Source organism: Pullulanibacillus camelliae, assembly GCF_014642655.1.
GTDB lineage: Bacteria > Bacillota > Bacilli > Bacillales > Sporolactobacillaceae > Pullulanibacillus > Pullulanibacillus camelliae.
This window is the reverse complement of sequence record NZ_BMIR01000030.1, coordinates 1-24,311: the sequence shown is the minus strand read 5'-3', so window position 1 is coordinate 24,311 and position 24,311 is coordinate 1. Positions and strand designations below refer to the sequence as shown.

The following is a 24,311-nucleotide window of genomic DNA, read 5'->3' as shown; positions in this document are numbered from 1 at the left end:
AAATACACTTAAAAATCACTGAAAGAGGTCAATGAGCCTTTTATATTGGCGTAAAGGAGCAAAGCAATACCGCCACCGACTTTTAAATAGCTTACTCATTTTAGACCTTTCAGCTTAATCATGTATGGATAAAGGGGCTTCAGAAAGAATGAAGCCCCTTAAATGCTATAAACCTTTAGTTCTGTTCATTCTTTTTTTCCATCGAAAAAACAGGATCATACTCCCTACGACAACAAGAAGTAAGCCTGCAAAAATTATATTAGGGAAATAGCTTGCTGTGCTAGGGAGCTTACTAGCTAGCTGGGTATGGGGCACCGTTGAGCTTGTTCCCGATGCGCCGTCCGACTGATTATTATTTAAACTAGTCGTTGTTCCATTATGGCTGCCATTATCTCCGTTAGTTCCATTTGAACCTGAACTGCTCCCATTATTATTTGTGGTCCCACTTCCATTAGGGGGTGTAGCATCACGAATTACTGGTTCGATTGTACTTCTGGAATTCTTTGGATCTGCTTGCGAACCCTTACTCACAATTGTAAAATCTGCACTGTTATTTTTACTATTATAGCCATTCCCCAGAAGCTCGCCTAACTGTCCTGGTTTCGCATCTAAGCCTGGGCCGTTTGGATCCTTAGGATTAATAGCTTTTCGCCCAATGCTTTTCTTCTTGGTTGCTTCCGGAGCTGGGCCCCTTCCTTCATAATATGTAACATCTGATGGATTCCCATAGCCTACAAAATCCATAACAGCTTTTTTATTAGCATCTTGATTGGGATCTTGTTGTTTGAGCATGACTTGATTACTAAGGAGAACCACCTCTCCATAATGATTATCTAAATCAATGTTACCTGAAGCGTCTGGTGTCGGTAAATTATCCCCTAAGGAAGGATCATCACTTTGTTCAGACACTAGATAATAACCATGGGCTGGGATCGTTCCAGAGAGAGGTGTTTGTTCCCAAGCACTTAAATCTTTATTCGTATATTGAATGCTCCATCCATCTAAAGAGACTGATGAAGCTGTTGGGTTGTATAGCTCAACAAAATCATGATTATATGGGGCACCTTCTTCTGATCCCCCACCTCCATAAATTTCACTGATTAACACGTTCGCCTTTTTCCCTTGCTCAGGTGTGCTTAACAAATGATCATTTGTTAAATCTGATTTAATTGCTTGATAATCTGCGTTAACTTGATAGTAGTAATCCTCTGAGAGATGAACAAGCTGAAGAGCAAAATCATCCCATGAAGATTCAGAAGGGAAAGCTTTTACAAAATAGTTTACAAAATTTGGATACCTAGTTGTCCCTGTTCTACTTGCCGCTGCTTGGGCATTTGCTTCAACTTTTGCGGCTGTTGTGACATAGTTGAGCACATCCGCTTTATTTCGAAAATCACCTAAAGCAGAATCCGTATAATCTCCATGATATGGAGAGCGTGGACGAATAAAATACGACTCTTTTCCACTTTTTAATTCACCTGTTAACTTGCTAGCATCAGGTACTGTAGTACGGAAATCAGTTAGTGCACGTTTCGCCTCATCATTAGAATCATAATCAGGGTAATCAGAAGAATTAACAGCAGAGCTTTTAAGAACTGCAGATGTTTTTTCCTGTTTAATATCAAGAATAATATCATCATTTGGACTGCTTGTTTGACCTTCTAAGAGCAGCCAATAACGCTTGTCTCCAAGACTCCCTGTGCCGACAAAAACCCTCTCTGCGAAATCCTTTATTTTAAAATAGTTAGGATTTATTTTCTTATATGAAGCAGCATCAATACTCTCAAGATAGGACTGAAAGTGATCGAGAATAGCTTTTTGATCGGAAAAAGTTGCCTGTTGTAATTTGGTTTTGGAAATGTCAAACTTACGATTTCCCTTACTATCTATATAAGTATAATCTTCAAGCATCGATTTTTGAGTATTTGTTGCAACCATTTGATCCATTGCCTCTTTTACAAAACCTGTTAGATTTTCAGAGGTGTAATCTGTCACAATATTTTTACTGTCTATGAAATCGCTCTGTAATGTATGATAATACTGATCCATAAACGCCATAGCAACCTTCTGAAGTTCATCATCAGACAGATTAGAAATATTAGACCCATCCCGTGTTAGATAAAGACTGGTCACAAACCGTATTAAATCGTAATAAAAAGGGCCTATAAAAGCTTCATCGGGATCATTTAATGCAAAAAGGCCTTGACCATTATTATCACTAATAAAGCCCATATTGGTTAAATGTAGGTCACCTTCAATCCACGTCTTCCAGTCAGGGTGGTTTAACCAACTGTCAGGTATATCGATGATGCTCCCCATGTCTTTATAAAACAAGCCGGCTGAGCCTTCAAAAAAATCAGCTGGTGAGTCAGCCATATTATTAAATTTTGCATACTCAAAATTAATATTATGATCAAAAGCATTCTCACTTTTAAGTTCATCAATCAGCGATTGCGTACGCGTTGAACTTTGGACGGCTGGTTTCGAATACCGTTTTAATATAATTCCGGTAATCGTGTCTGAATCATTCGTAGCTCCACTTGTCACAGCGGACGCCTTCAATACAACTGATAATGCTGTATCATCCTCAACAGCTTGTTTGGCTTGTCCACTTAGAGTAAAGGTTACTATATTGGTCTTTGAATTTCCTTTTGCGGCTACAGATAAACCTGTAGGAAGACCGATCACAGCATAATCACTTGAATCAAGTGCTCCATCTTTTATTTGTCCTACATGTAGGTTCAAAGAAAACGTAGCATTATTCTCTGAAATAGACGTATGGTTTTTCCCCATTTCAGCTGAATCATCTACAGGGGTTGCCGTTACTTTATTTGTGAAATGATAAAGTGTAATGCCACCAATTGGACTTTGACCGTAAGCATCAGAGTCTCCATATGCCCCGGTGCTTGCGGAAGCTTTTAAGCTAACTTTTAAGTCTATGTTTGAGGTCACTGCTTGATCACTAGTCCCTTTGATAGTAAACGTAATTGAATGATCTTCTGTATTCCCAACAGCACTAGAAGTCAACCCATTTGGTAAGCCAACAATGCTATAATAATTTGTACTTATTGGACCATCTTTGACTTGTCCGCTCGTCAAATGAATCTTGAACGTATTATCGCTCGAAGAAACCTCTGTGTCAGATCCCATCTTTACATCATTATTTACTGAATCAGCTAGACCTTGAATGAGTGGCTCAACAGGACTTTCTGAATTTTGGGCAAACGCTTGACTCCCAGAATCAACAGTTGTGAAGTCCTGACTATTTTCCCCACTATCATACCCATTACCGAGAAATTCACCTGGTTCCCCGGGCTTGGGATCAAGTCCAAATCCATTGGGATGACTTGAATTTATCGCCTTTCTTTCAATACTTTTCTTTTTAGTTGCCTCAGGAGCTGGACCACTTCCTTTGTAATAAGCGATATCTCCAACTTTGCCAAATCCAACGAAGTCAGCAATAGCCCCATGATTAGGGTCTTTATTAGGGTCAGTGTTATCTTGTAATAACGTTTGATTCTCTGTTAAAACAGCTTCACCGTAGTGATTATCAATATCAATATCTCCAGATGCATCAGGATTAGGCAGCTTTGCCATTCCAACAGTTGGATCATCCGAATGTTCTCGAATCAGATAATAGCCATGAGCAGGGATACTACCTGTTAAATTCGTTTTTTTCCATTTGTAATTCATATCTTTATTCGTATACTGCAGGCTCCATCCATCTAGTTTAACAGGTGAATCAGTTGGATTATATAACTCTACAAAATCATAATTATACGGCGCAGCATCTTTTGCCCCCCCTCCCCCAAAGATTTCATCAATTAAAACTGTGCTTGAATTGGCTGCTTTCGCGTTAGGCACATTGACAACTTGTGTCAAACTAGCTAGTGAAGTCATCAAAATTGATGCTGACAACACGATTTTCCAAAGACGTCTCATCTTTTTAGCTCTACTTACCATCCTATTTCTCCCTTCACATTCTTTTAAAAAATTCCATCCATATTTAAAAATACATAAATACTATTAATTTAGAGTAAATAGCAAGTAAAATTTTGAATAAGAAGGATAAAAATAAAGTTTAATAGGGTTAAATAGGGGACCTAAACCACACACAAGATCATCTGGAATTTTTGTTGAACTGCAAAACACATGTTTTTATTTAAAAGCCTTGGCTTATACTTGCCGCTTCACTAAGCACGGCCTGATGTTCGTGCTTTGTCACTCAAGCACTAAAGTTGCACTATTTTGGCGCTCTTCTGTTGTGATTTTTCAAATCACATTAAGAGACCCACAAGCCTCTGGTGGTGAAAGCCGCTGCCCGAACTTATAAGGCCTTCCGCAAAATTATCCAAGTGACGTTACTAAAAAACCCCACCCGTCTGTTTTTCAACAGAAGAATGAGGGCGTTTTTCATGTAAAGATACCTATCACTTCTATTTATTCCTCTTTATAAGCTCATCACGATCGGCGGCCAACGGCGCTTGCTCTAACCATTCATTGGCAATCATAAGGTTTGCCCCATCTTCGGAATACAACTGGATTTCTCCAGATAATCGATTATATAGCGCACCAATATCAATCCGTGGGCTTTGAGCGAGACCAATTCCATAATAACCAATGCTCAAGGAAATTAGCATAGAAGTAAAATACATCATGATCTTGTCAGAAAAAGTGGCTGTCGTACTGCTCGTAATTTCTGCTTGCCATGTCATTGGAGCAGCAAGATCGCTTTCCTCCAACTTACCAGCGAATAGCTTGATATGCTTTTTAGCGATCTCTATACCACGAATGAAAAAATGCTTCACCTCTTTGGATTGAGCTACCTGACTAAAGCCTGTCAGTGTTGCTGCCCCTATTGCATTGCGTTGAATATTCGCATAGAGATTGGCTATCTCTAAAGCAGCCAGCGGGCGTTTTTCTCCAAGAATATCCCACATAAAGCCTTGTTTTTTTACCATTTCAATTTGTTCAGTGTGAGGAATGTAAGGTGATCTTACGAATAGCCCCTTAGATAATAATACATCCTTAGATATTTGAAAGAGCTTCATCGTCTCATCTAAGCATGTTGAATAATAATCCGTTATATCTGCTCGTACTGCTGAGGAAACACTTTCAGAATACGAAGTGAGTCCGATCTTAGCCATTTGATGGATGAAATGCAAAACAAAGGCATCGGAATACAGTTTGGGCGCTGTGAATTCTACGTCTTCCTCAGGCTTAAACCCATAGGGCAACGCAAAGCCTTCCTTTCCAAAAATATCACTTAATAGCCTTAGATGTTCTTGTGATAAATGCAAGGCCAATTCAATCACTGGCTTGATGTCCATGTCTTCAGCTTTTTCAAGAAAATAACTAAGGACACAAACACTTGCACTGTCATTCATATATTGTGCCCAAATTTGAGCAACCTCTGTGGCGGTCAACCTCACTGGTTTACCCTCCATCATTCCCATCCCTTCTAAAACATTTTCCTTAGATAAATTACCTTTGACGCTATGTATCACCAAGCATCACCATAGGTTAAAAAGGTGGCTCGCTATAAGCCACCTTATGATTAGCGTAAAAGATTTGTTTTTGCCAGTTCGACCAATTTACTGCCATCACCATTAAGCACAGCTTTTACCATCCAGAGGGTAAATCCATGGGCCTGTTCAAAATTGATCTTTGGAGGTAATGAAAGCTCCTGACGATTGACGACCACGTCCAATAAAACTGGACCATCATCCTTTAAAGCCGTCTTTATAGAGGATTTTAGATCACCAGGATCTTCAACACGCATTCCCCTTATTCCCATGGATTCTGCCACTGCTGCTAAGTTGGGATTCTTTAAGCCCGTTCCTGTCTCCAAATAGCCTGCCGCCTTCATCTCAAGCTCAACGAAGCTTAAGGCGCTATTATTATACACAACCATTTTTATCGGCAGCTGATGCTGACGAATGGTCAATAAATCGCCCATTAACATGGCGAGACCACCATCCCCAGATAAGGCAATCACTTGTCTATCGGGCATCGCGCATTGAGCGCCAATAGCTTGTGGCATTGCATTAGCCATCGTTCCATGGTTAAACGATCCTAACAGTTTTCGCTTCCCGTTCATCTCCAAATACCGTGCAGCCCAAAGCGTCGGTGTGCCAACATCACAAGTGAAAATAGTATCTTCATCAGCTAAATCACTCACCAGCTTTGTAAGATATTGCGGATGAATCGGCTTACGCCCCGGCTTTCCTATTGCCATTTCATCAAGACTCTTGCGAACACGCTGATAATGTCTCACGTATTTGTTCAGGTGGCTCTCATCATGCGTTTTTGTCAGATGAGGTAAGAGCGCCTCAATGGTATCCTTTATGTCACCACAAAGGCCTAGAGATAGGGGTGCACGTCTTCCCAGATGCTCAGGTCTAATGTCAATCTGAAGAATATCAGCCTTCTTCGGAAAGAACTGTCGGTAAGGAAAATCAGTGCCAAGCATGAGTAAGACATCACAGTCCATCATGGCATGATACCCTGAAGAATAGCCAATGAGCCCTGTTAATCCAACAGAATAAGGGTTGTCGTATTCTAAGTGTTCCTTTCCTCTTAAAGCAATAACCATGGGAGATTTAAGCTGATCGCACAGCTTCATGAGTTGCTCATGGGCACCGGCACACCCAGCCCCACATAATAGTGTCACTTTTTTCCCATGATTTAAATAGTTCGCCAGTTTTTTAAGCTCCTCCTCCGATGGACGGACAACTGGCTGAGTGACATGTGCGACATGTTTTGGAACTGTCTCATCATCCGGAAGTGCTGCAACATCCCCAGGGAGGACAAGCACAGCCACACCTTTTTTTGATACCGCATGTTGCATGGCAATGGTCACCATCCGCGGCATTTGTTCTGGTCTTGTTACCACTTCACTAAAATGACTGCACTCTCTAAACAATTCATCAGGTCGCGTTTGTTGAAAATATTCACCACCAATTTCATTACTTGGAATATGTGCAGCAATGGCCAGAACAGGAATACGACTGCGGTGACAGTCGTACAATCCATTGATCAGATGCAGGTTTCCAGGCCCACTACTTCCTGCACAGACAGCAATACTATCACTCAATAGGGAATCCGAACCGGCAGCAAATGCAGCCACTTCTTCATGCCGCACCCCTATCCACTCGATTTTTCCTGAACGACGAATCGAATCTAAAACAGCATTTAATGAATCACCAACAATGCCATAAATACGCTTCACGCCTGCTTGAAGCAACGAATCAATAAGTAAATCTGCAATGCTTTGTCCCATGTCGACCTCCTGCTATCCGCTTGAAATTTTGTTCATAAACCGATCGGCTTTGTTTTACATTGATCCCAAGAAATCTATTGTTGAATAGAGTTCCCTGTCTTTAGCAAAATATCCACTTGAAGATTACCCTGTTATTGTGCTCCTTCAAACATCCAGAGGCACAAAACAGGACAAACTGTCGATAAAAAACTCAAAGGCCTCACTCCGTAAAGCCTTCTCATACAAACTTCAGGAGGAAGCCTAACCCTACCTAAATCATAGTCTCTTTCCAGTTCCATAATGGCTAAAAAAAGAGCCGATGCATTAGCGCTAAGGCTAAACATCTGCTCTAATATAAGCTTCTTGCATGTTCTGGGACAAAAAAAGGATCGTCTTTATTTATGCGATCATAAAACATGATGCCGTTTAAATGATCCATTTCATGCTGGACAACAATGGCAGGAAATCCTCTTAGCTTTAATTCTATTTCATCACCATTAATATCAAAGCCTTTAACTTTAATGCGTTCGTAGCGATGCACATAACCAGCAATTGGCCGGTCGACGGATAAACACCCTTCGCTTTCTGGCAAATAAATCATGGCCACAGAATGGCTGATGAGCTTAGGATTGATGAGCATATATTCATGGAGATTCCCTTTCTCATCAGTTAAATAAGCGGCAAACATGCGTTTATTTAAGCCGATTTGATTCGCCGATAGCCCTACTCCTGCACGCAAGTGATATTTTTGGGCAAGCTTAGGATCCTGACTGTTCTTTAGAAACTGCAACATACACCTCAGAGTGTCCTGATCCTCTTTCTTCGGTGGAATACTCACCTCTTGAGTTTCCTGATGTAAAATGGGCTGACCTTCTCTAAGGATATCTTTCATTGTAATGATATAATTAGAATTAAATTTACTCATCATCGCCATCTGCCTTTATTATTCCTATTTATTTCTATCATTTTATTTCTTTCACTCCCATCAGTGACTTACAAAATCCGCCCTCTCATTTTAACAGCTTTCCCATAATCACAAAAGGATCCTTGATGTCGATAGGGTAAAAAGGTTCTTTCACGATCACCCAGCTGTTCAATTCATATAAGGTGCGCGCGGGGATATTATTAAGTTGGGTGGTTAATATCGCTGTTTTATGACCTAAGCCGTCCAAAAGCTGTTCAAGCAGTGCCCTGCCGATTCCTTTCCTCCGATACATGGGATGGACAGCAAGTTCGGCAACTTCAAAACAATCCTCAAGCCATTGCTGAATGTCTTGTTCAGTGAGTGCGCTTTCAAGTAATTTCCGATAATATTGTCCTGATAATGACGTATACCCATAGGCAAACCCCACTAAATGCCGAGTGGAGTTGGTCACATAAAATCCACGAAAGCCTTCATAAGTGGCATGCTTCATCATCCGCTCTTTAAACGCGCGAAGATCCATTTGCCATACCTTGTAATAAAGGCTTGCACATCTGTCAAACATTGCTTCATTCACTTTTATTTTTTTGACCTGTACCATCGCGCTCTCCCCAATAATCCGTCTATTTTCTAGTGTTCAATACAATTCTACACCATTAACACTTAGATAAACCAGCCATTATTTCCTGCTTTCTACAAAGGCTTATCGCTCAGCGCTTTCATCCCCTATTTAAAATTCTCTCTTTACAGTATATAAAAGACACTTATCCAAATAAAAGGAAAGTGTCTTGTTTACAAAATATTTTTATGAAATGCCACAGGATGCTTTAGCAGTAAGAATGAGATCCTTTCTTCGATAAACGCTAAGGATAGGACCTGTGATAACGGCATTAAAAACAATTGGCATCAGCCATAGATAATAAACGGGAGTAAAATGCTCATGATTGGTAAAAGCCCGATCATCATACTAATGTTATAAATAAATTGCCCAGCAAATAATGCCACTCCCAAGAACGAGCAGGGGCCAAATGTATCTGTACCTGACCATTCTCACCATTCGAACGAACAACAGTATAAAAATCCCAGTAAGCACAATAGACAAAAGCGACCCGTATTGATAAGTAAGACTAATGAAATGTAATCTGCATGTGCTAAAGGTGAAACCGCATGATGAACAGTGTGCCCAAACCAGCCTGCATGCATTAACAGTTGTTTAGAGTGTCGTAGCTAAAATTTAATAGCCTTTCTCTATATGACCCAGGGCTGTTGGGTCGAGCGGATGGTTTCTCCTGACTTCAATGCTTTCTCCATAAGCAAGCCAAGATAATGATCCTGAGAGGCCTCTTCCAAGCTGTAAAAGCTTGGGCCACCTTGTATATAATCAAACATGCGTTTAAGGCATTCTGCAATCGCTAGTTCATCATCATATAGGCGAACGGGGGCAAATGGATTGCGATACAACCAATGCTCGCCAGCTATAATCCCATAAAGAAAATAGCCTTCTTGATTTTCTTTCTCCCCTTTATTTACACGTTTCAAGTCCATATGTATCGGCGTCTGGTAATCTGCAAGGTAAGTGAGACGGTCATCAAAAAGTTCTCCACGCTGCCCTCTAACGGATAGATGATTCGAGCGTATCCATGAGCGATGCTGATCCTGTGTAAAATCATAGATACCAAGCTTATTCCCAAAATCCAGCCAAACCAGGTCACGCGGAACAGTCACAAGCCTTTCTTCTGTTGGATAGCCGGCCCGATTAGGACCAGCCACCAATGTCGTTTGAAAGCTTTTCCCCTGAATGATTACCTCTTCAAAATGAATCCCGAGCATTTTTCGAATCAAACTGACCGCATGATAAAAATGAGAAATTGACACCGTTGTCTCCGTTATTTCCCCCAAACGCCCTGACTGAATGATGGATAGTCTCGCTTGCTGAATTGGGTGAAGATGATATTGTTCAGCAACCTGTATCCGGGCATGGCGTAAGGACAGTCTTTCATGAAGCGCCTTTAATCCTTCCAAATCAGCAGCCGGTGGGGTTTCTAAAAGCACTGCTATCCCCTGCTCGGCCAATTGCAGTAAATAATCCATGCTCGCTCCAGCTCGAACAGATATAACGACAAAATCCGGTGTCTCCTTCTCCAAAAGTGTATCCAGATTGCGGTAGGTAGCCACTTGCCATTCGCGTTCTATTCGCCTCCCCTGTTTTTCATCACGGACGACAGCCCCACTCACTTGAAATAGTTGTGGGAGCGCCTTGGCAATTCGGAAATAATATTGAGCGCGATAACTATTCCCGCCTAGGATACTAAAGCGTATGCTTGTCCCCATTTCTCTCCATCCCCTTGTCCACAGTTTTATTTACCATTGTATCATGACAGCGCTTTAAATTCTGTATAAAGCTACTGACAACCTCATCTTTTTTCAGTGTAATGAAGTGATGTTCTCAAAAAAAAATAAAATTTGGGGCGGAGCAAAAAGCAACAACAAAGCTTTACAGCACTTAATTTAAAGAGGATTACTCCGTGCTATCTTCTAAAACAATGGTTGATCTTCTGCCTTGAAGATGTGGTGTATTCCCAGCTTAAAGAATTTCTTAGTAAAAATCAGCAAATCAGGACATAAATAAACTCGAGTGGAGCGTCCCCATTTCACGTTGACTGTAGCTGCAAGCTAATGCTTTACAACATGACGAAGAAGGTGATTTCATGCTTGATCAAAATACATTAACTCTTGTGAAGTCCACGGCTCCTTTACTTAAGAAACATAGTGAGGCCATTGGAAAGCAGTTTTATAAGCTTCTCTTTACTAAAGCACCCGAATTATACAATATCTTCAATCAGACCAATCAAAAGCGGGGAATACAGCAGGAAGCCCTTGCCTATTCAGTATATGCTGCTGGTGAACATATCGATAATCTTGACGCCATTAAACCTCTTGTCAGACGGATTACCGAAAAACATCGAGCACTCGGCGTTCAACCCGAGCAATATCCTATTGTTGGAGAAACCCTGATTCAAGCGGTTAAAGAGGTGCTTGGCCAAGCAGCAACGGCCGATATTCTTGATGCATGGACAGCCGCTTATCAAACCATCGCTGATGCTTTTATCGGCATTGAACAGGAATTATATGAGCAAACTGAAAAGCAACCTGGGGGTTGGCTGGGCTTTCGAGACTTTCGTGTAGATAAAATTGTTCCAGAGTCCCATGATGTGGCGTCCTTTTACCTCACACCTGCTGATGGTCAACCGATTCCTGACTATAAACCCGGTCAGTATTTAACCCTTCAACTAATGATTTCAGGAGAACACTATAAGCATGTTCGCCATTACAGTTTATCGGATGCGCCTCACCAGAAGGTTTACAGAATAAGTGTAAAACGTGAGCCCGCTTTTAACAAAGCTCCTGAAGGTATCGTCTCCAACTATTTACATCAACACGTCAAAGCTGGTGATATCCTAAAAGTTGCTGCTCCTGCCGGTGATTTCACATTAGAGGACGATGATTTGCCAATTGTTTTAATAAGCGGTGGCATTGGTCTTACTCCTGTTTTCAGCATGTTCAAAACGGTTGCTGAGCGGCATCCTGATCGAGTGATGACGTATATTCATGCGACGCGAGATAGCACAACCCATACCTTTCGACATGCTATTGGTCAGATTGCTTTGAAAAATGAACGGATTAAAACCTTTGTATGTTATGAAAAGCCAACAGATGAGGATCGGGAAAAGCAAGCCTTCGATAAAGAAGGACATATCGATTTGGATTGGCTAAAAACGATTCTGCCAAATAATCAGGCCCACTTTTATTTTTGCGGCCCTGTTCCCTTTATGAAAATGATAAACAGTGCGCTTAAGCAATGGGGGGTTCCCAATACACGAAGCCATTATGAGGTGTTCAACCCACTCAGTATTCTTGAAGAGCTTTAATGCGTTTTGCCCTTTGAGGACTTGATTCTATGCTCATTCGCTAACGCTAAGTACTCCAAATATGATTCTAAGTATCGCAAAATAAGAGTAGCGATAGCCGAAGCTACCGATATGTTAATCCCTTTTAACCGTAACACATGTAAGTATAAAAAACTAAGCCGCGTTGCCACGTTGGGATGAGGCTTGGTTTTTTTATCGTTTTAAAGGATTAATGGACATAGAACGCGAATATGGATATAGAACATCATAAGGTCGTAGCTGCCAAAGACAAGGAAGTGCTGTTATGAAGGAGATCTTAATTGGGCTATCCTCAGCCCTTTTTTTCTCAGTAACTTTTATTTTAAATCGTTCGATGGGGTTAGATGGCGGTAGCTGGATTTGGAGTGCTTCCCTTCGCTTCTTTTTTATGCTGCCCATTTTATTCATAATCGTTGGCTGTCAAAAAAGGATCGGTCCCGTTTTCATTCATATCAAAAAACAGCCAGTCGCATGGTGTGTCTGGAGTACTGTTGGTTTCGGGCTCTTTTATGCTCCGCTTACCTTTGCCAGCAGCTACGGACCAGGCTGGTTAGTAGCTGCAACCTTTCAGCTCACGATTATTGCCGGTTCATTATTGGTCCCGTTCATCAACGCAAAAGCAGGTGACAATCCCACGATTCCGTTAAGTAGCATCGGTATCTCTAGTATTATATTAATTGGTATTTTCTGCATGCAGCTGGAGCATGCCTTCTCAGTGCCGGTGACCGATGTGGTGCTCTGCGTGTTGCCACTTGTTCTCTCAGCCTTTGCTTATCCCTTAGGCAATCGCAAAATGATTCAGCTCGTGAATGGTGATTTAAATACTTTTCAGAGAATGCTAGGGATGACCATTGCTAGCCTCCCGTTCTGGGTAGTCTTATCTATTTATGGTGCTCTAAAGGATGGCATGCCAAGTACACAGCAGTTAGGACAGACTTTCATTGTTGCCTTATCATCAGGAATCATTGCCACCGTTCTCTTTTTTTACGCTACAGAACAGGTCAAACATGACAATCATAAATTAGCAGCGGTCGAAGCCACCCAATCTGGTGAGGTGGTGTTTGCATTACTCGGGGAATTACTCTTATTGCATGCCCCTCTTCCAAAACTGCTTTCTTTTATTGGTATGGCCTTGGTCATTATTGGCATGGTTGTGCATAGCAGCAGTACACGAACTCAGGTCAAACCGGCTAAACACTCATCTCAATCTCATTACTGATTATCCTGTTATTAAAGGAGGAAAAAAGATGACATCTTCTCACAACGCGCCTGATCATTGGAATGCCACTCTATACGATACGAGCCATGCTTTTGTTTCGAGGTTGGGTAGCCCGCTATTAGCGTTACTTGATCCCAAGCCAGGGGAGGCCATTCTCGATATTGGCTGTGGGACAGGGGATTTAGCTTCGGAAATACAACAATCTGGAGCTAAGGTCAAGGGAATAGATAGCTCAAGCAACATGATTGACCAGGCAAAGCATAAATACCCTGATATTCCCTTTGAATTAATGGATGTGACACAGCTTGCTTATGTGGACGCTTTTGATGCGGTCTTCTCTAACGCCACCTTACATTGGATAAAGGAGGCAAAAAAAGCACTCTTAGGGATCTACCAAAGCCTCAAGCCCGGTGGACGCTTTATTGCCGAATTAGGAGGAGATGGCAACGTCCAAACGATTATCCAAACACTTTTACATGAATTGCAAAAGACGGGACATACATACACGTTTGAAGACCTCCCGTGGTATTTTCCTAGTATTGGTAACTATGCATCTTTAATGGAGTCTGCAGGCTTTCGAGTCACTTTTGCAAGGCATTTTGATCGGCCAACGCCACTAAGCGGCGAGCACGGTTTAGTAGAATGGCTCAATATGTTCTGCACCGGACTATTTCCAGAGATACCGGAAGAAGAAAAAATCATGGTCTTTCATAACACTGAGGCCGCTTTAAAAAGCAACATGTTGATCGATGGCACTTGGGTCGCCGATTATAAAAGATTACAGGTTATCGGTCTAAAGGAATAGCTTTAGTAGCGGATGAGCTGAGGACCATTCCTCAGCTCTATCATCCTTACCGCCACTTCAACCCCTGTATTTTACCAAAAACCAATCCGCTCTTTTAAAATTATCGTTCAGTATTAGAGGATCTCTTTTAGTTGTGTCTCACCCTCCTCCAATTCCAATGATTCCCCCCTTCATTTTCCTGATTCTACACGCGCTCAAATATTGACACAACACTCTATTTATGTTATTAAAAATAGATGTTAGCACTCCACTGCTCAGAGTGCTAAAATTGTTATGAAGATAAGCGGTTTATATACTTTCGAGAGGAGCGATAATTGTGGTGAAAAAAGAATTCCAAGCAGAATCCAAGCGCTTGCTAGAAATGATGATCCACTCCATTTATTCGCAGAAGGAGATTTTTTTACGCGAGTTAATATCAAATGCAAGCGATGCCATTGATAAGATTTATTACAGAGCTTTAACTGATGATTCCTTAACGTTTAATCAAGAGAACTATTACATAAAGATTGAAGCAGACAAAGAGAATCGCTTCTTAAAAGTGACAGATACCGGCATTGGCATGACCAAGGATGAGCTTGAAAGCAATCTTGGGGTCATTGCAAAAAGCGGTTCTTTAGCCTTCAAGAAAGAAAATGAAATGAAGGACGGTCAAGAAATCATCGGGCAATTTGGTGTTGGCTTTTATTCTTCCTTTATGGTTGCTGATCGTGTGACCGTTATAACGAAAGCTTTGGATAGTAATGAAGCGTACAAATGGGAATCTCAAGGTGCCGATGGCTATACTATTGAGCCATGTGAAAAGGATGAGGTCGGGACAGAAATCCTATTAAAAATCAAGGAAAACACTGAAGACGACTCTTATGATGAATACTTAGAGGAGTATCGCCTTAAAGCCATCATTAAAAAATACTCTGATTTTATTCGTTATCCTATTAAAATGGAAGTTACAGAACATAAGCCAAAGGCCGATGATGATCAGGAATTAGAAGAAGTTAAAGAAGTGCAAACCATCAATAGTATGGTGCCGATTTGGCGCAAAAATAAATCAGAACTCACAGATGAGGACTATGCCAGCTTTTACAACGACAAGCATTTTGGCTTTGACAAACCGCTCAAGCATATCCATATCAGTGTTGATGGCGCGGTTCGCTATCAGTCCATTCTCTATATCCCTGAGCAAGTCCCCTTTGACTACTACTCTAAGGACTTTGCCAAGGGATTAGAGCTTTATTCAAATGGTGTCTTGATCATGGAAAAATGCGCAGACCTGCTTCCTGACTATTTTAGCTTTGTTAAAGGCATTGTTGATTCTGAGGATCTCTCACTGAACATCTCCCGTGAAATCCTGCAACAAGACCGGCAGCTCAAGCTCATTGCCAAAAATATAAAAAGTAAAATTAAAAAAGAATTACAGAGCCTGTTGAAGGATGACCGTGACAAATACGAGACCTTCTATAATGCCTTTGGTAGACAGCTTAAATTTGGTGTCTATAATGATTTTGGAGCAAATAAAGACGACTTACAAGATCTCTTAATGTTCTACTCGTCAAAAGAGAAAAAATTGGTCACTCTTGATGAATATGTCTCAAGAATGCCCGAAGAACAAAAATACATTTACTATGCGACAGGCGATAGCTATGAACGGATTGAAAAACTGCCACAAACCGAAGGCGTAGCTGAAAAGGGCTATGAAATCCTCTATTTCATCGATGAAGTTGATGAATTTGCCATCAAAATGCTCACGAAATACAAGGACAAGGAGTTTAAGTCGGTTTCAAGCGGTGATCTTGGCATCGAAGAAGACGACAAAGAGACTTCTAACTCGGAGCAAGAAGACAACAAAGCGCTCTTTGAGTACATGAAGAATAAATTAGCTGGTAAAGTCACAGATGTTAAGGTATCCAAGCGTCTAAAAACACATCCTGTTTGCTTGTCAACAGAAGGTGATGTCTCCATCGAAATGGAAAAAATCCTTAATGCGATGCCGGATAATCAAAATATTAAAGCGAATAAGATTCTGGAAATCAACCCCCATCACGAAGTGTTTCAGTCGCTGAAAACCGCCTTTGCAGAGGATAAAGAGAAACTTGATTTGTACACGAGCCTCTTGTATAACCAAGCCCTGCTAATCGAAGGCTTGCCCATCAACGACCCTGTTGAATTTACCAATGATATTTGTAAAGTGATGATCTAATAGTTTTGGGTCTGGGACAGGAATATTCAACTCATAGAGAAGACGAACGCCTTCATTTATTGTCAAGGCGTTCGTCTTTTTGAATGACTCATGAAGCGTTCCATCACAACACTTCGTTTTCCACGGGCATAGCCCCCGACGCACCACCGCGGCCCCAAAAAGTGCGCTTTACTTTTTGGGATGGCAGTGATGTGCTATTTTTCGGCATTGTCACATGGCTGTGATGATTTTGCCGAAGCTTTTTAAGGATTTTCTGACCAAAAATCCCCTATCCCTACTACCTCTACTAGATAAGCTTCCTCGGAATAGCTCGGGCGTCTATGCGATTAGGGTTAGCTCTTTTAACTGTTGTTTTAACAAGATAAGGCCTCTAATAATATAAATTTTCACACATTCCCTATCCAGCTACTCTAGCAAGCTACAATAATTATAAGCGAGGTGAATGCGATGAAAAAACAGCTATCATTTAAAGAGCTTGTCAATAAAAATAAAGGCGAGATCATTAATGATCAAAAGCTTCTTCAAAAAATTGAAGAAAAAATTGATAATAGACATCATAAAAAGATGACCAAATATATATCAGGCACCTCCTCCTAAGGTGCTTGTACTTGTATGCCACACTTTACAAGATCTCCAAAAACTTGAGAAAAAATGAATAAATGCTATTTTCTTGTCATAGATAAGTGTTCATCGTAGAATATAACACGATACATAAAGTATTTATTAAAAAACATGGTATGTAAAAACCCATGAGTACAAACACTCGAGGAGGTTATTGTTATGAAATTAGCAAAAGGTGTTGAAATGTTAGAGTTGTCGATGAATATGGGTGGTCACGCCATGGCCATTCACCCAACCGTCATCTGGGATGATGACAATGTTATTCTTATTGACACTGGAATGCCTGGCCAAGTGGAAGCGATTCGTGAAGCAATGAATCAAGCGGGCATTCCCTTTGAAAAGCTAAATAAAATCATTCTGACCCATCAAGATATTGACCATATTGGTAGCCTTCCCGCTCTATTAGATCAATCATCACAAAATATTGAAGTCTATGCCCATGAAAAGGACGTGCCTTATATTCAAGGTGAAAAACCGCTGATTAAATTTGATCCAGAGCAAATGGCCAAACGCTTCGACTCCCTTCCAGAGGAACAGCGCAACCAAGCACGTGCCCTTTTTGCTAAAGCACCCCAAGCCCATGTGGATACAGTATTAAAAGATGACGACGTTCTCCCCTTCTGCGGTGGAATCACTGTTATCTTCACCCCGGGTCATACACCTGGACATATCAGTTTATACCTTAATGAGAGTAAAACATTAGTTACAGGGGATGCTTTTGTTTCTGAAAATGGCAAAGTGGTTGGACCTAACGTACAAGTCACACCAGATATGGCCGCAGCTACTCAATCTTTAAAGAAATTTGTGAACTTTGATGTTGAAAATATCATCTGCTATCACGGCGGTCTTTGTAATGATAATGCCAACGAACAGTTAAAAGAACTTGCGAATAAATCCTTTTAATCAGTGTATGGATGTAAGGCGCATAAGAGCTTGCTCTTATGCGTTTTTTGGTGCACGTTTCCGCTTTAGAGTGTTCCGAATCTCGCGCCTTGCGTTCCCATCCACTTGACCAGGCAATGAAGCCTAGTTCATATCGGATGATGCTCTATACTAAGGACACGGACCGGGCATGCTTTTCGCCCGGTTTTTCTTAATACAATCAGAATGTATAACTTCTCTTACACTCATAAAGGAAAAATCGTATAAGGTCGGGCTTTGACTTTTGCTACCAGAGGCTTGCGACAACCTAAGTGTGTGATTTGTAAAAATCACATCAGGAGTACCCATAGGGTGCAACCGAAGTGTGTGATTTGTAAAAATCACATCAGGAGTACCAACGAAGCGGTGCAAGCCAAATTTTCTAATAGGCATCTGATCAAGTTGGATCTTTTACTAAGGGAGCTGACCAGCATGTCGCAAAAGCTTCTGTCTATCCCCACCTTTAAGCGTTGATCCGCTTGCTCCCAATCTTTTTTCTTCTTTTTAACCTGCAAACGGATGCTGCTCAATATTTCTATTATTGTCACACTGAAGCTTCTTTTCTTTTTTTAGACTTCAAGCCTCTCACCTCATAAATCCTCCTTTCTCCTATTAACAAAAACATCCAAAAACTTTTAGAACCTCATGTCTGTATATTCACCCTTACCGAATCTTACATGCTAACATATAGTATTAAAGAACACTGTAATGGGAAGTGGTTGTTCTTGTCAGCATTTAACCCAAATCAGCTTCACATTAAATTTATTCCCCCAGCTTCAACAGTTCGACCAATTGAAGGAAGAAAATATACCTTAACACATTCAGCAACATCTGCTGAACTCTTCTTAAGCATTGGTTACATCTATGATTATTCAGCTATCAACCTGCAAGTACGTGATGAAGTTGTTGCTGATTGGAAACAGAGCCCTCAAGGGCATTTTTTCCTTCACGGAAAAGTTTTTGTAAGTGGGGGAGAGTTTGATAGACAAGAAGCAAAGGTTAGGCTTTATATTTTTCATAAAGCAATGTCGCAAGCTCTTAAAGGCATCGTTAATGGAGATCATTCATTTTTTGTCAACCATCCCTATCTACTCGACTGTCCCATCTACATTTCATATCAATCTACCTATCCGGAATTTCAGCACTTTGTCTACTATGGAATACCAAGATTTTTTATAGAATAACCTCTTTAATATAAATAAAAGCCGAAGATGTGCCAACATGACCATCCTCGGCTTTTTATAACGGAATTCTTTAACCTGAGTATCTTTACACTAAATCCTCTAACGCTGTCTTAAGCTCCTTATAGGTAAACGCGAAACCACTTTTTAATAAACGCGTAGGGAGGCTATACGTTCCCTCTAAAGCAATACTTGAGTCGGTTCGAAGCACGAGCGGAGCCCCGATTTTCACGAGAAATGCAGGTGCCGGTAATGCGAAAGTTTTATGCATAACTGTCCGTAATCGTTTCATAAACACTTTATTGGTGACAGGCATGGGAGCACACGCATTATAAGCCCCCGTACACTGATCGTTCTCAATCACGTAAAGAAGAATTTGCTGCAAATCATCACTATGTATCCAGCTCATCACCTGTTTTCCCGAACCAACTGTACCCCCAAGGTGGTACTTTGTCAGTTTTTTTAACGGTTCCAAGGCGCCTCCAGATTTCCCCAGAACCAGCCCAATCCGCAACACCACCTGACGTGTGGCGGGTAAATCGTGATGAAAAAAGGTCTCCTCCCACCGCTTACATAATTCAGCTAAGAAGCCTTTGCCTACTGGTGCCCCTTCCGTGCAAGGCTCATATGTATTACCATATCGACCAACTGCACTAGCCTGGATAAAGAGTCGTGGTGGATGTGTCGTTGTCAACACGTACTCTTGCAATGCCTTAACTGCATCAATCCTTGAACGAAGTAAGACTTCTCTGTTTGTCTCATTGTACACACAATGAATGCTCTTCCCCGTCAAATTAAGTAAGATCTCACAGCCTTCGATCGCCTGCCACCAGTCCCCCCGTTCTTTCGCATCCCAATGAACATAATGTAAATGGTTTTCCTCACGTGTAACACCTCTCGTCAAAATCCATACATCATATCCCTTTTTAACTAAAAATTGAGCAAAATGCTGTCCTAAATACCCCGAACCCCCAGCAATAACAATTTTACCTGGCGTAATGTTTGCCCCCTCCTTTTTCTACCCTATACCTGATCTCAGAATAACACATTGTAAGCAGTGAAACCTTTAAGACGCTTCCCCCCTCCCCCTTACTTTCCACTTTTACAATAATCCTAAAAAGGATTCAGCTTTTTCTGCTGCACTGATTAAAAAATATCTATCAACATGACCTGTAAGCTTTGGTGGCAAATATCGAAGCCCAAACTTAAGGCCTTCTGCAAAATTATAAAGTGACGTTATAAGAAAAACTGGGCGAAAAGCGTGCGCGATCCTTGTCTAGCTATAAGAGTATCCTTATTATGGAAGAGGATTCATTGCCTGATCAAGTGGATGGGAGCGGAGGGTGTGAGAGATTCAGAACACTCTAAGATCGTGTATTCCTAGGGCGCCGCCGACTCATGATGTGGATAATACTAGAGTCCTGCGAAAAGTGGGAGATCGGTAAGACCCGCAGCGCTCAACACGAGGAGGCTTACCACTCTCCCGCGGAAAGCGAGTAACCTGTAGCGGCATCGCGCAACGGCCTCATGACAAGAAATTTTATACTTTCTGATCTTTTAAAAAATCACCTCCAGATCCTTCATTTGGAGGTGAACATTCGTTTTACCATAAATCCGATTGGATTTGGCCTTTAAAAATATTCGTATCTATATTACAATGCTTCGCTTCAATCCCGTATTGCCATCCAATGGTTTGAGCGCTATTCGGACTCGCCCCTTCAAAAGATTTGGGTGCCTTTTTCTTGGTAGATGTTCCTTTACTCGGTGTGTTAGTCCATAGCACAAGCTGCTTTTTCACTTGTTTATCAGATTTCTGGGCTTGCTTATAAACACCTTTCAAATTATCATGTCCAAAGTTGCCATATATCCCTGGTTTATAATGAGCATCAACAATGGTTTTCGTCCACGCAATGATAAACTGCTTATCCACTGGATATTTTGGCTCGATATCAGCAATGATCAATGTCTCTTTCGGAACCTTTAAATTTTTGGCTGCTTGAATGGCCCGTTTGGCTTCCTTAGCGCCATTATCTTTTCCTGTTGCATTGGTAAATTGATTATATATAGGTAAGACTGACAGCTTGTTTTTGTGAAGAAGCTTGATTTCTTGACTTGTCAGACCCTTATATGCCCCTTTTTTTCCTGTTAAATAGCGGGCAACAACGTCCGGTTTTCCAAAATGGTCATTGACACATTTTAGGAAGGGCTGTGTCACTTCATTTACTGTGTCAATCCCCCATAGCTTACTCGCTTTTTCCTGCTTATGCTCTTTCTTTTCGTGCGACTCATGATGCTGCGATGATTTATCGCTGTGCTGGTGATCATCATCGCTATATAAAACCACCGCTAGGCTAGCCGCGCCGATAATAAGCAAAGGGATGACCACCGATAGAACGCTTATCCATATTTTTTTAAAACGTGGTGTCAAGCGATCTCCTCCTTCAATATCATCACTACAGTGTATGGATTGAAGAAAGGAAGGTTCGCATAAATTAATCAAGTGCTAAGAATAAAGGAAAGCACCATTAAAAAAGAGGCTTGACTTTTTATCTATTTTTACTTACTCCTATTTGCCCTTTGAGGAGGCTTTTTATTAAAATGATCTTTTCTTTTTGAGAGACTTTTATCACGTTCACACCTGAATTCGGAAGCTTAAACCTCGGATTCGTTCTCTTTTCGTAAACCTCGAGTTTTATTTGTTACCTTATAACTGGTTTTTGTTAAAATGGAACCTCCTTTTGTTGTGTTGTCCAAAGCTTTTGTTCTCTTGACCACACCATTTATTACGCTCACTCCTGATGTGGAAGCTTTCACCCTTCGTTTGTTGTAGCCTGATGCTCACGCCTTCACACTCACACACTAAGGGTGTCGTGTCGCCAAGCTCAGGTGGCGAAAGTCAAAGCCCGCCTTATGCTCTCTTCCTTTATGAGCGGCAGCGAAGTTATACATTCCGATAGTATAAGAAAAACCGGGCGAAAAGCATGCCCGGTCCTTGTCCTTAAGTATAGAGCATCATCCAATATGAAAGAGGCTTCGTTGCCTGGTCAAGTGGAATGGAGCGCAAGGCGCGAGATTCGGAACACTCTAAAATCATATGTTCCTCGAGCGCCTCTGACTCATGATACGGATACGAGACTCCTGCAGGAAGTGGGGGATCGGTAAGACCTTAGCAGCGCGAGGAAGCTTACCACTCCCCCGCGGAAAGCGAGTTACCTGAAGCGTCATTGCGCACCAACCTCATGACTAGAAATTTTATACTTTCTGATCTTTAAAAAAGCGACTCGCAAAATGGATACGAGTCGAGATGTGATCATTTACACTAAGCTGAGCCAGACCCTCTCATCTTGCTGCTTAAGGGCAATGGGTGTTTCAAAAAAGTCAGTGAGTTGTTCAGTGGTTAAGGCAGATGGTGTAGGTCCTGAATGAAATACTTCACCCTTTTTGAGCATCAATGTATGTGTGAAACAAGGTAAAATTTCCTCAACATGATGTGTCACATAGATCAAGGTCGGTCCATGAGGATCTTGAGCAATCTTATCAATCATTTCCAAAAGCTGTTCACGCGCAAGCAGATCAAGTCCTGTACACGGCTCGTCTAAAATAAGAAGCTCTGGAGAAGCCATGAGGGCTCTCGCTATGAGAATCCGTTGGCGTTCTCCTTGAGAAAACGTTTGATACGCCCTATCCATCAAAGCTTCGCACCGCATGAGCCGAAGGAACCCCTCTGCACGTGCTTCGTCCTCTGGAGTAATGTGATCATAAAGTCCGATTGAAGCAAATCGTCCGCTCAAGACAATTTCTTTGGCCGTATTCTCCTGATGCAGCTTTTCCTGAAGTGAATTGCTGACCCAACCAATGCGCTTGCGCAATTCTCTGAGATCACACCGCCCAAATGTCTCTCCTAAAACAGATACACTGCCACTTGTCGGCCATAAATAGCCGCAGATCATATTTAATAAAGTCGTCTTGCCCGAGCCATTAAGGCCAACAAGACTCCAATGCTCTCCTCGACGAATATGCCATGAGACGTCTCTTAATATCCAATCCTCCCCACGTTTCCAAGAAATAGAGTTGATATCGACAACCACATCCCTTTCCTCCCTTGTTCTATTTCTGTTGTGTTCAGTATCCTATTCCCATTCGTAAGGCGTCTGCTGATAAACATAATAATTCAACCAATTAGAAAAGATGAGATGCGCATGTGAACGCCAGCGGTGAACAGGTTTCTTCTCTGGATCATCATTGGGATAATAGTGCTGGGGTAGCTTCGGATTGAACCCTCCAGCCTGATCCCGCAGATATTCATCCTGCAAAGTAAAGGCATCATACTCTAAGTGACCTGTCACCATGATTTGCTTTTGATCCTTTGACATAACAATAAACACCCCGGCCTCATCTGATGAGGACAAGAGCTGCAATTCAGAGTTTGCTAGAATATCACTTTCAAGAATCGTGGTGTGGCGCGAATGCGGAGCAACAAATTCCTCATCGAAGCCTTGCACCAATTTAACTGTTGGATCAGTCAGCGTATGCGTATAAACCCCTGAAAGCTTTTCCTTTAGTGGCTTTTTATCAATACCAAAGTGATAATAAAGAGCCGCTTGTGCTCCCCAGCAGATATTAAAAACCGATGTGACATGGGTTTTAGACCATTCCATGATTTCCGTTAATTCCGGCCAATAATGTACCTTTTCATATGGGATATGTTCGATTGGAGCCCCTGTGATAATCATACCGTCAAAACGACGCTCTTTGATGTGATCAAAGGTTGAATAAAATTGCTCCAAATGATACTGACTCACGTGCTTTGCTTCATAGCTTGAGGTATATAGCAATGTGACGTTCACCTGTAAAGGCGTATTCCCCAAGAGCCTTAATAATTGTGTTTCTGTTTTTTCCTTTAACGGCATCAAATTGAGGATAACGATATTTAACGGGCGGATATCTTGTGTTATCGCCCGTTCATCATCCATGAGAAAAATATTTTCCTTTTCCAGAATATCGCGTGCTGGTAATAATTTAGGGATTTTTATTGGCAACGTTCCTTCTCCCCTTTTTAAACTACTTTTTCAATTCAGAGTATTATAATGTTTATCATAGCCAAGACGGATACGTAAGTCAATCAGATGATTTATTTCGTTTGTGTCAAACTTTTCTCGGTACCCTATTCATCCCAGTATTTCTGGCACTCTAAATTTGTACGCTTTTCCAGCTACCGCGCGAATGTCTTCGCTTGGTTC

At 41.4% G+C, this 24,311-nt stretch carries 17 protein-coding genes; 7 read left to right on the top strand and 10 right to left on the bottom strand.

What is annotated here, in order from left to right; all coding sequences use genetic code 11:
* Positions 1-165: 165 nt before the first annotated feature.
* From IEW82_RS18755 to IEW82_RS18730, 6 genes are all read right to left on the bottom strand, one after another.
* Complete coding sequence (locus IEW82_RS18755; RefSeq protein WP_188698664.1) at positions 166-3,963, bottom strand: DUF2252 family protein; 3,798 nt, start codon at positions 3,961-3,963, stop codon at positions 166-168.
* A gap of 473 nt (positions 3,964-4,436) precedes the next feature.
* Entirely contained in the window at positions 4,437-5,450 is a 1,014-nt protein-coding gene (locus tag IEW82_RS18750) for a DUF3231 family protein (protein WP_308422175.1), read from the bottom strand.
* 107 nt (positions 5,451-5,557) lie between these two features.
* Positions 5,558-7,282 carry a ubiquinone-dependent pyruvate dehydrogenase gene (gene poxB / locus IEW82_RS18745; RefSeq protein ID WP_188698659.1) on the bottom strand — a complete coding sequence of 575 codons (1,725 nt, stop codon included), beginning with the start codon at positions 7,280-7,282 and terminating at the stop codon, positions 5,558-5,560.
* Between the two features lie 328 nt (positions 7,283-7,610).
* Positions 7,611-8,186: a peptide deformylase gene (gene def, locus IEW82_RS18740; protein ID WP_188698697.1), complete on the bottom strand. Its 576-nt coding sequence runs from the start codon at positions 8,184-8,186 to the stop codon at positions 7,611-7,613.
* An 85-nt stretch (positions 8,187-8,271) separates the two neighbouring features.
* On the bottom strand, positions 8,272-8,784 hold the full coding sequence (locus IEW82_RS18735; RefSeq protein ID WP_229672800.1) for a GNAT family N-acetyltransferase: 513 nt from the start codon (positions 8,782-8,784) through the stop codon (positions 8,272-8,274).
* Between the two features lie 647 nt (positions 8,785-9,431).
* Complete coding sequence (locus IEW82_RS18730; RefSeq protein WP_188698656.1) at positions 9,432-10,514, bottom strand: Gfo/Idh/MocA family protein; 1,083 nt, start codon at positions 10,512-10,514, stop codon at positions 9,432-9,434.
* Between the two features lie 377 nt (positions 10,515-10,891).
* Here IEW82_RS18730 and hmpA point away from each other — a divergent pair, with 377 nt between their 5' ends.
* The 7 genes from hmpA to IEW82_RS18695 all read left to right on the top strand — a co-directional run bounded on the left by hmpA (position 10,892) and on the right by IEW82_RS18695 (position 19,074).
* Positions 10,892-12,112: an NO-inducible flavohemoprotein gene (gene hmpA, locus IEW82_RS18725; protein ID WP_188698653.1), complete on the top strand. Its 1,221-nt coding sequence runs from the start codon at positions 10,892-10,894 to the stop codon at positions 12,110-12,112.
* A gap of 283 nt (positions 12,113-12,395) precedes the next feature.
* Positions 12,396-13,349 carry a DMT family transporter gene (locus IEW82_RS18720; protein WP_188698650.1) on the top strand — a complete coding sequence of 318 codons (954 nt, stop codon included), beginning with the start codon at positions 12,396-12,398 and terminating at the stop codon, positions 13,347-13,349.
* A gap of 28 nt (positions 13,350-13,377) precedes the next feature.
* Positions 13,378-14,154 carry a class I SAM-dependent methyltransferase gene (locus IEW82_RS18715; RefSeq protein ID WP_188698646.1) on the top strand — a complete coding sequence of 259 codons (777 nt, stop codon included), beginning with the start codon at positions 13,378-13,380 and terminating at the stop codon, positions 14,152-14,154.
* A gap of 316 nt (positions 14,155-14,470) precedes the next feature.
* Entirely contained in the window at positions 14,471-16,348 is a 1,878-nt protein-coding gene (gene htpG / locus IEW82_RS18710; protein WP_188698643.1) for a molecular chaperone HtpG, read from the top strand.
* Positions 16,349-16,795: 447 nt separating this feature from the next.
* Positions 16,796-16,945 carry an FbpB family small basic protein gene (locus tag IEW82_RS18705; protein WP_229672799.1) on the top strand — a complete coding sequence of 50 codons (150 nt, stop codon included), beginning with the start codon at positions 16,796-16,798 and terminating at the stop codon, positions 16,943-16,945.
* Between the two features lie 183 nt (positions 16,946-17,128).
* Positions 17,129-17,872: an MBL fold metallo-hydrolase gene (locus tag IEW82_RS18700; protein WP_188698636.1), complete on the top strand. Its 744-nt coding sequence runs from the start codon at positions 17,129-17,131 to the stop codon at positions 17,870-17,872.
* Between the two features lie 743 nt (positions 17,873-18,615).
* Positions 18,616-19,074, top strand: coding sequence for a staygreen family protein (locus IEW82_RS18695; RefSeq protein ID WP_188698633.1), 459 nt, complete (start codon positions 18,616-18,618; stop codon positions 19,072-19,074).
* 85 nt (positions 19,075-19,159) lie between these two features.
* On the opposite strand, the gene IEW82_RS18690 is transcribed toward IEW82_RS18695, so the two are convergent.
* From IEW82_RS18690 to metA, 4 genes are all read right to left on the bottom strand, one after another.
* Positions 19,160-20,050 (bottom strand): TIGR01777 family oxidoreductase, encoded by an 891-nt coding sequence (locus IEW82_RS18690; RefSeq protein WP_229672802.1) that lies wholly within the window; start codon positions 20,048-20,050, stop codon positions 19,160-19,162.
* A gap of 624 nt (positions 20,051-20,674) precedes the next feature.
* Positions 20,675-21,499: a glycoside hydrolase domain-containing protein gene (locus IEW82_RS18685; protein ID WP_188698630.1), complete on the bottom strand. Its 825-nt coding sequence runs from the start codon at positions 21,497-21,499 to the stop codon at positions 20,675-20,677.
* Positions 21,500-22,385: 886 nt separating this feature from the next.
* Complete coding sequence (locus IEW82_RS18680; protein ID WP_188698627.1) at positions 22,386-23,159, bottom strand: ABC transporter ATP-binding protein; 774 nt, start codon at positions 23,157-23,159, stop codon at positions 22,386-22,388.
* A 42-nt stretch (positions 23,160-23,201) separates the two neighbouring features.
* Positions 23,202-24,110, bottom strand: a complete 909-nt coding sequence (gene metA / locus IEW82_RS18675; protein ID WP_188698626.1) for a homoserine O-acetyltransferase MetA — start codon at positions 24,108-24,110, stop codon at positions 23,202-23,204.
* Between the last annotated feature and the right edge of the window lie 201 nt (positions 24,111-24,311).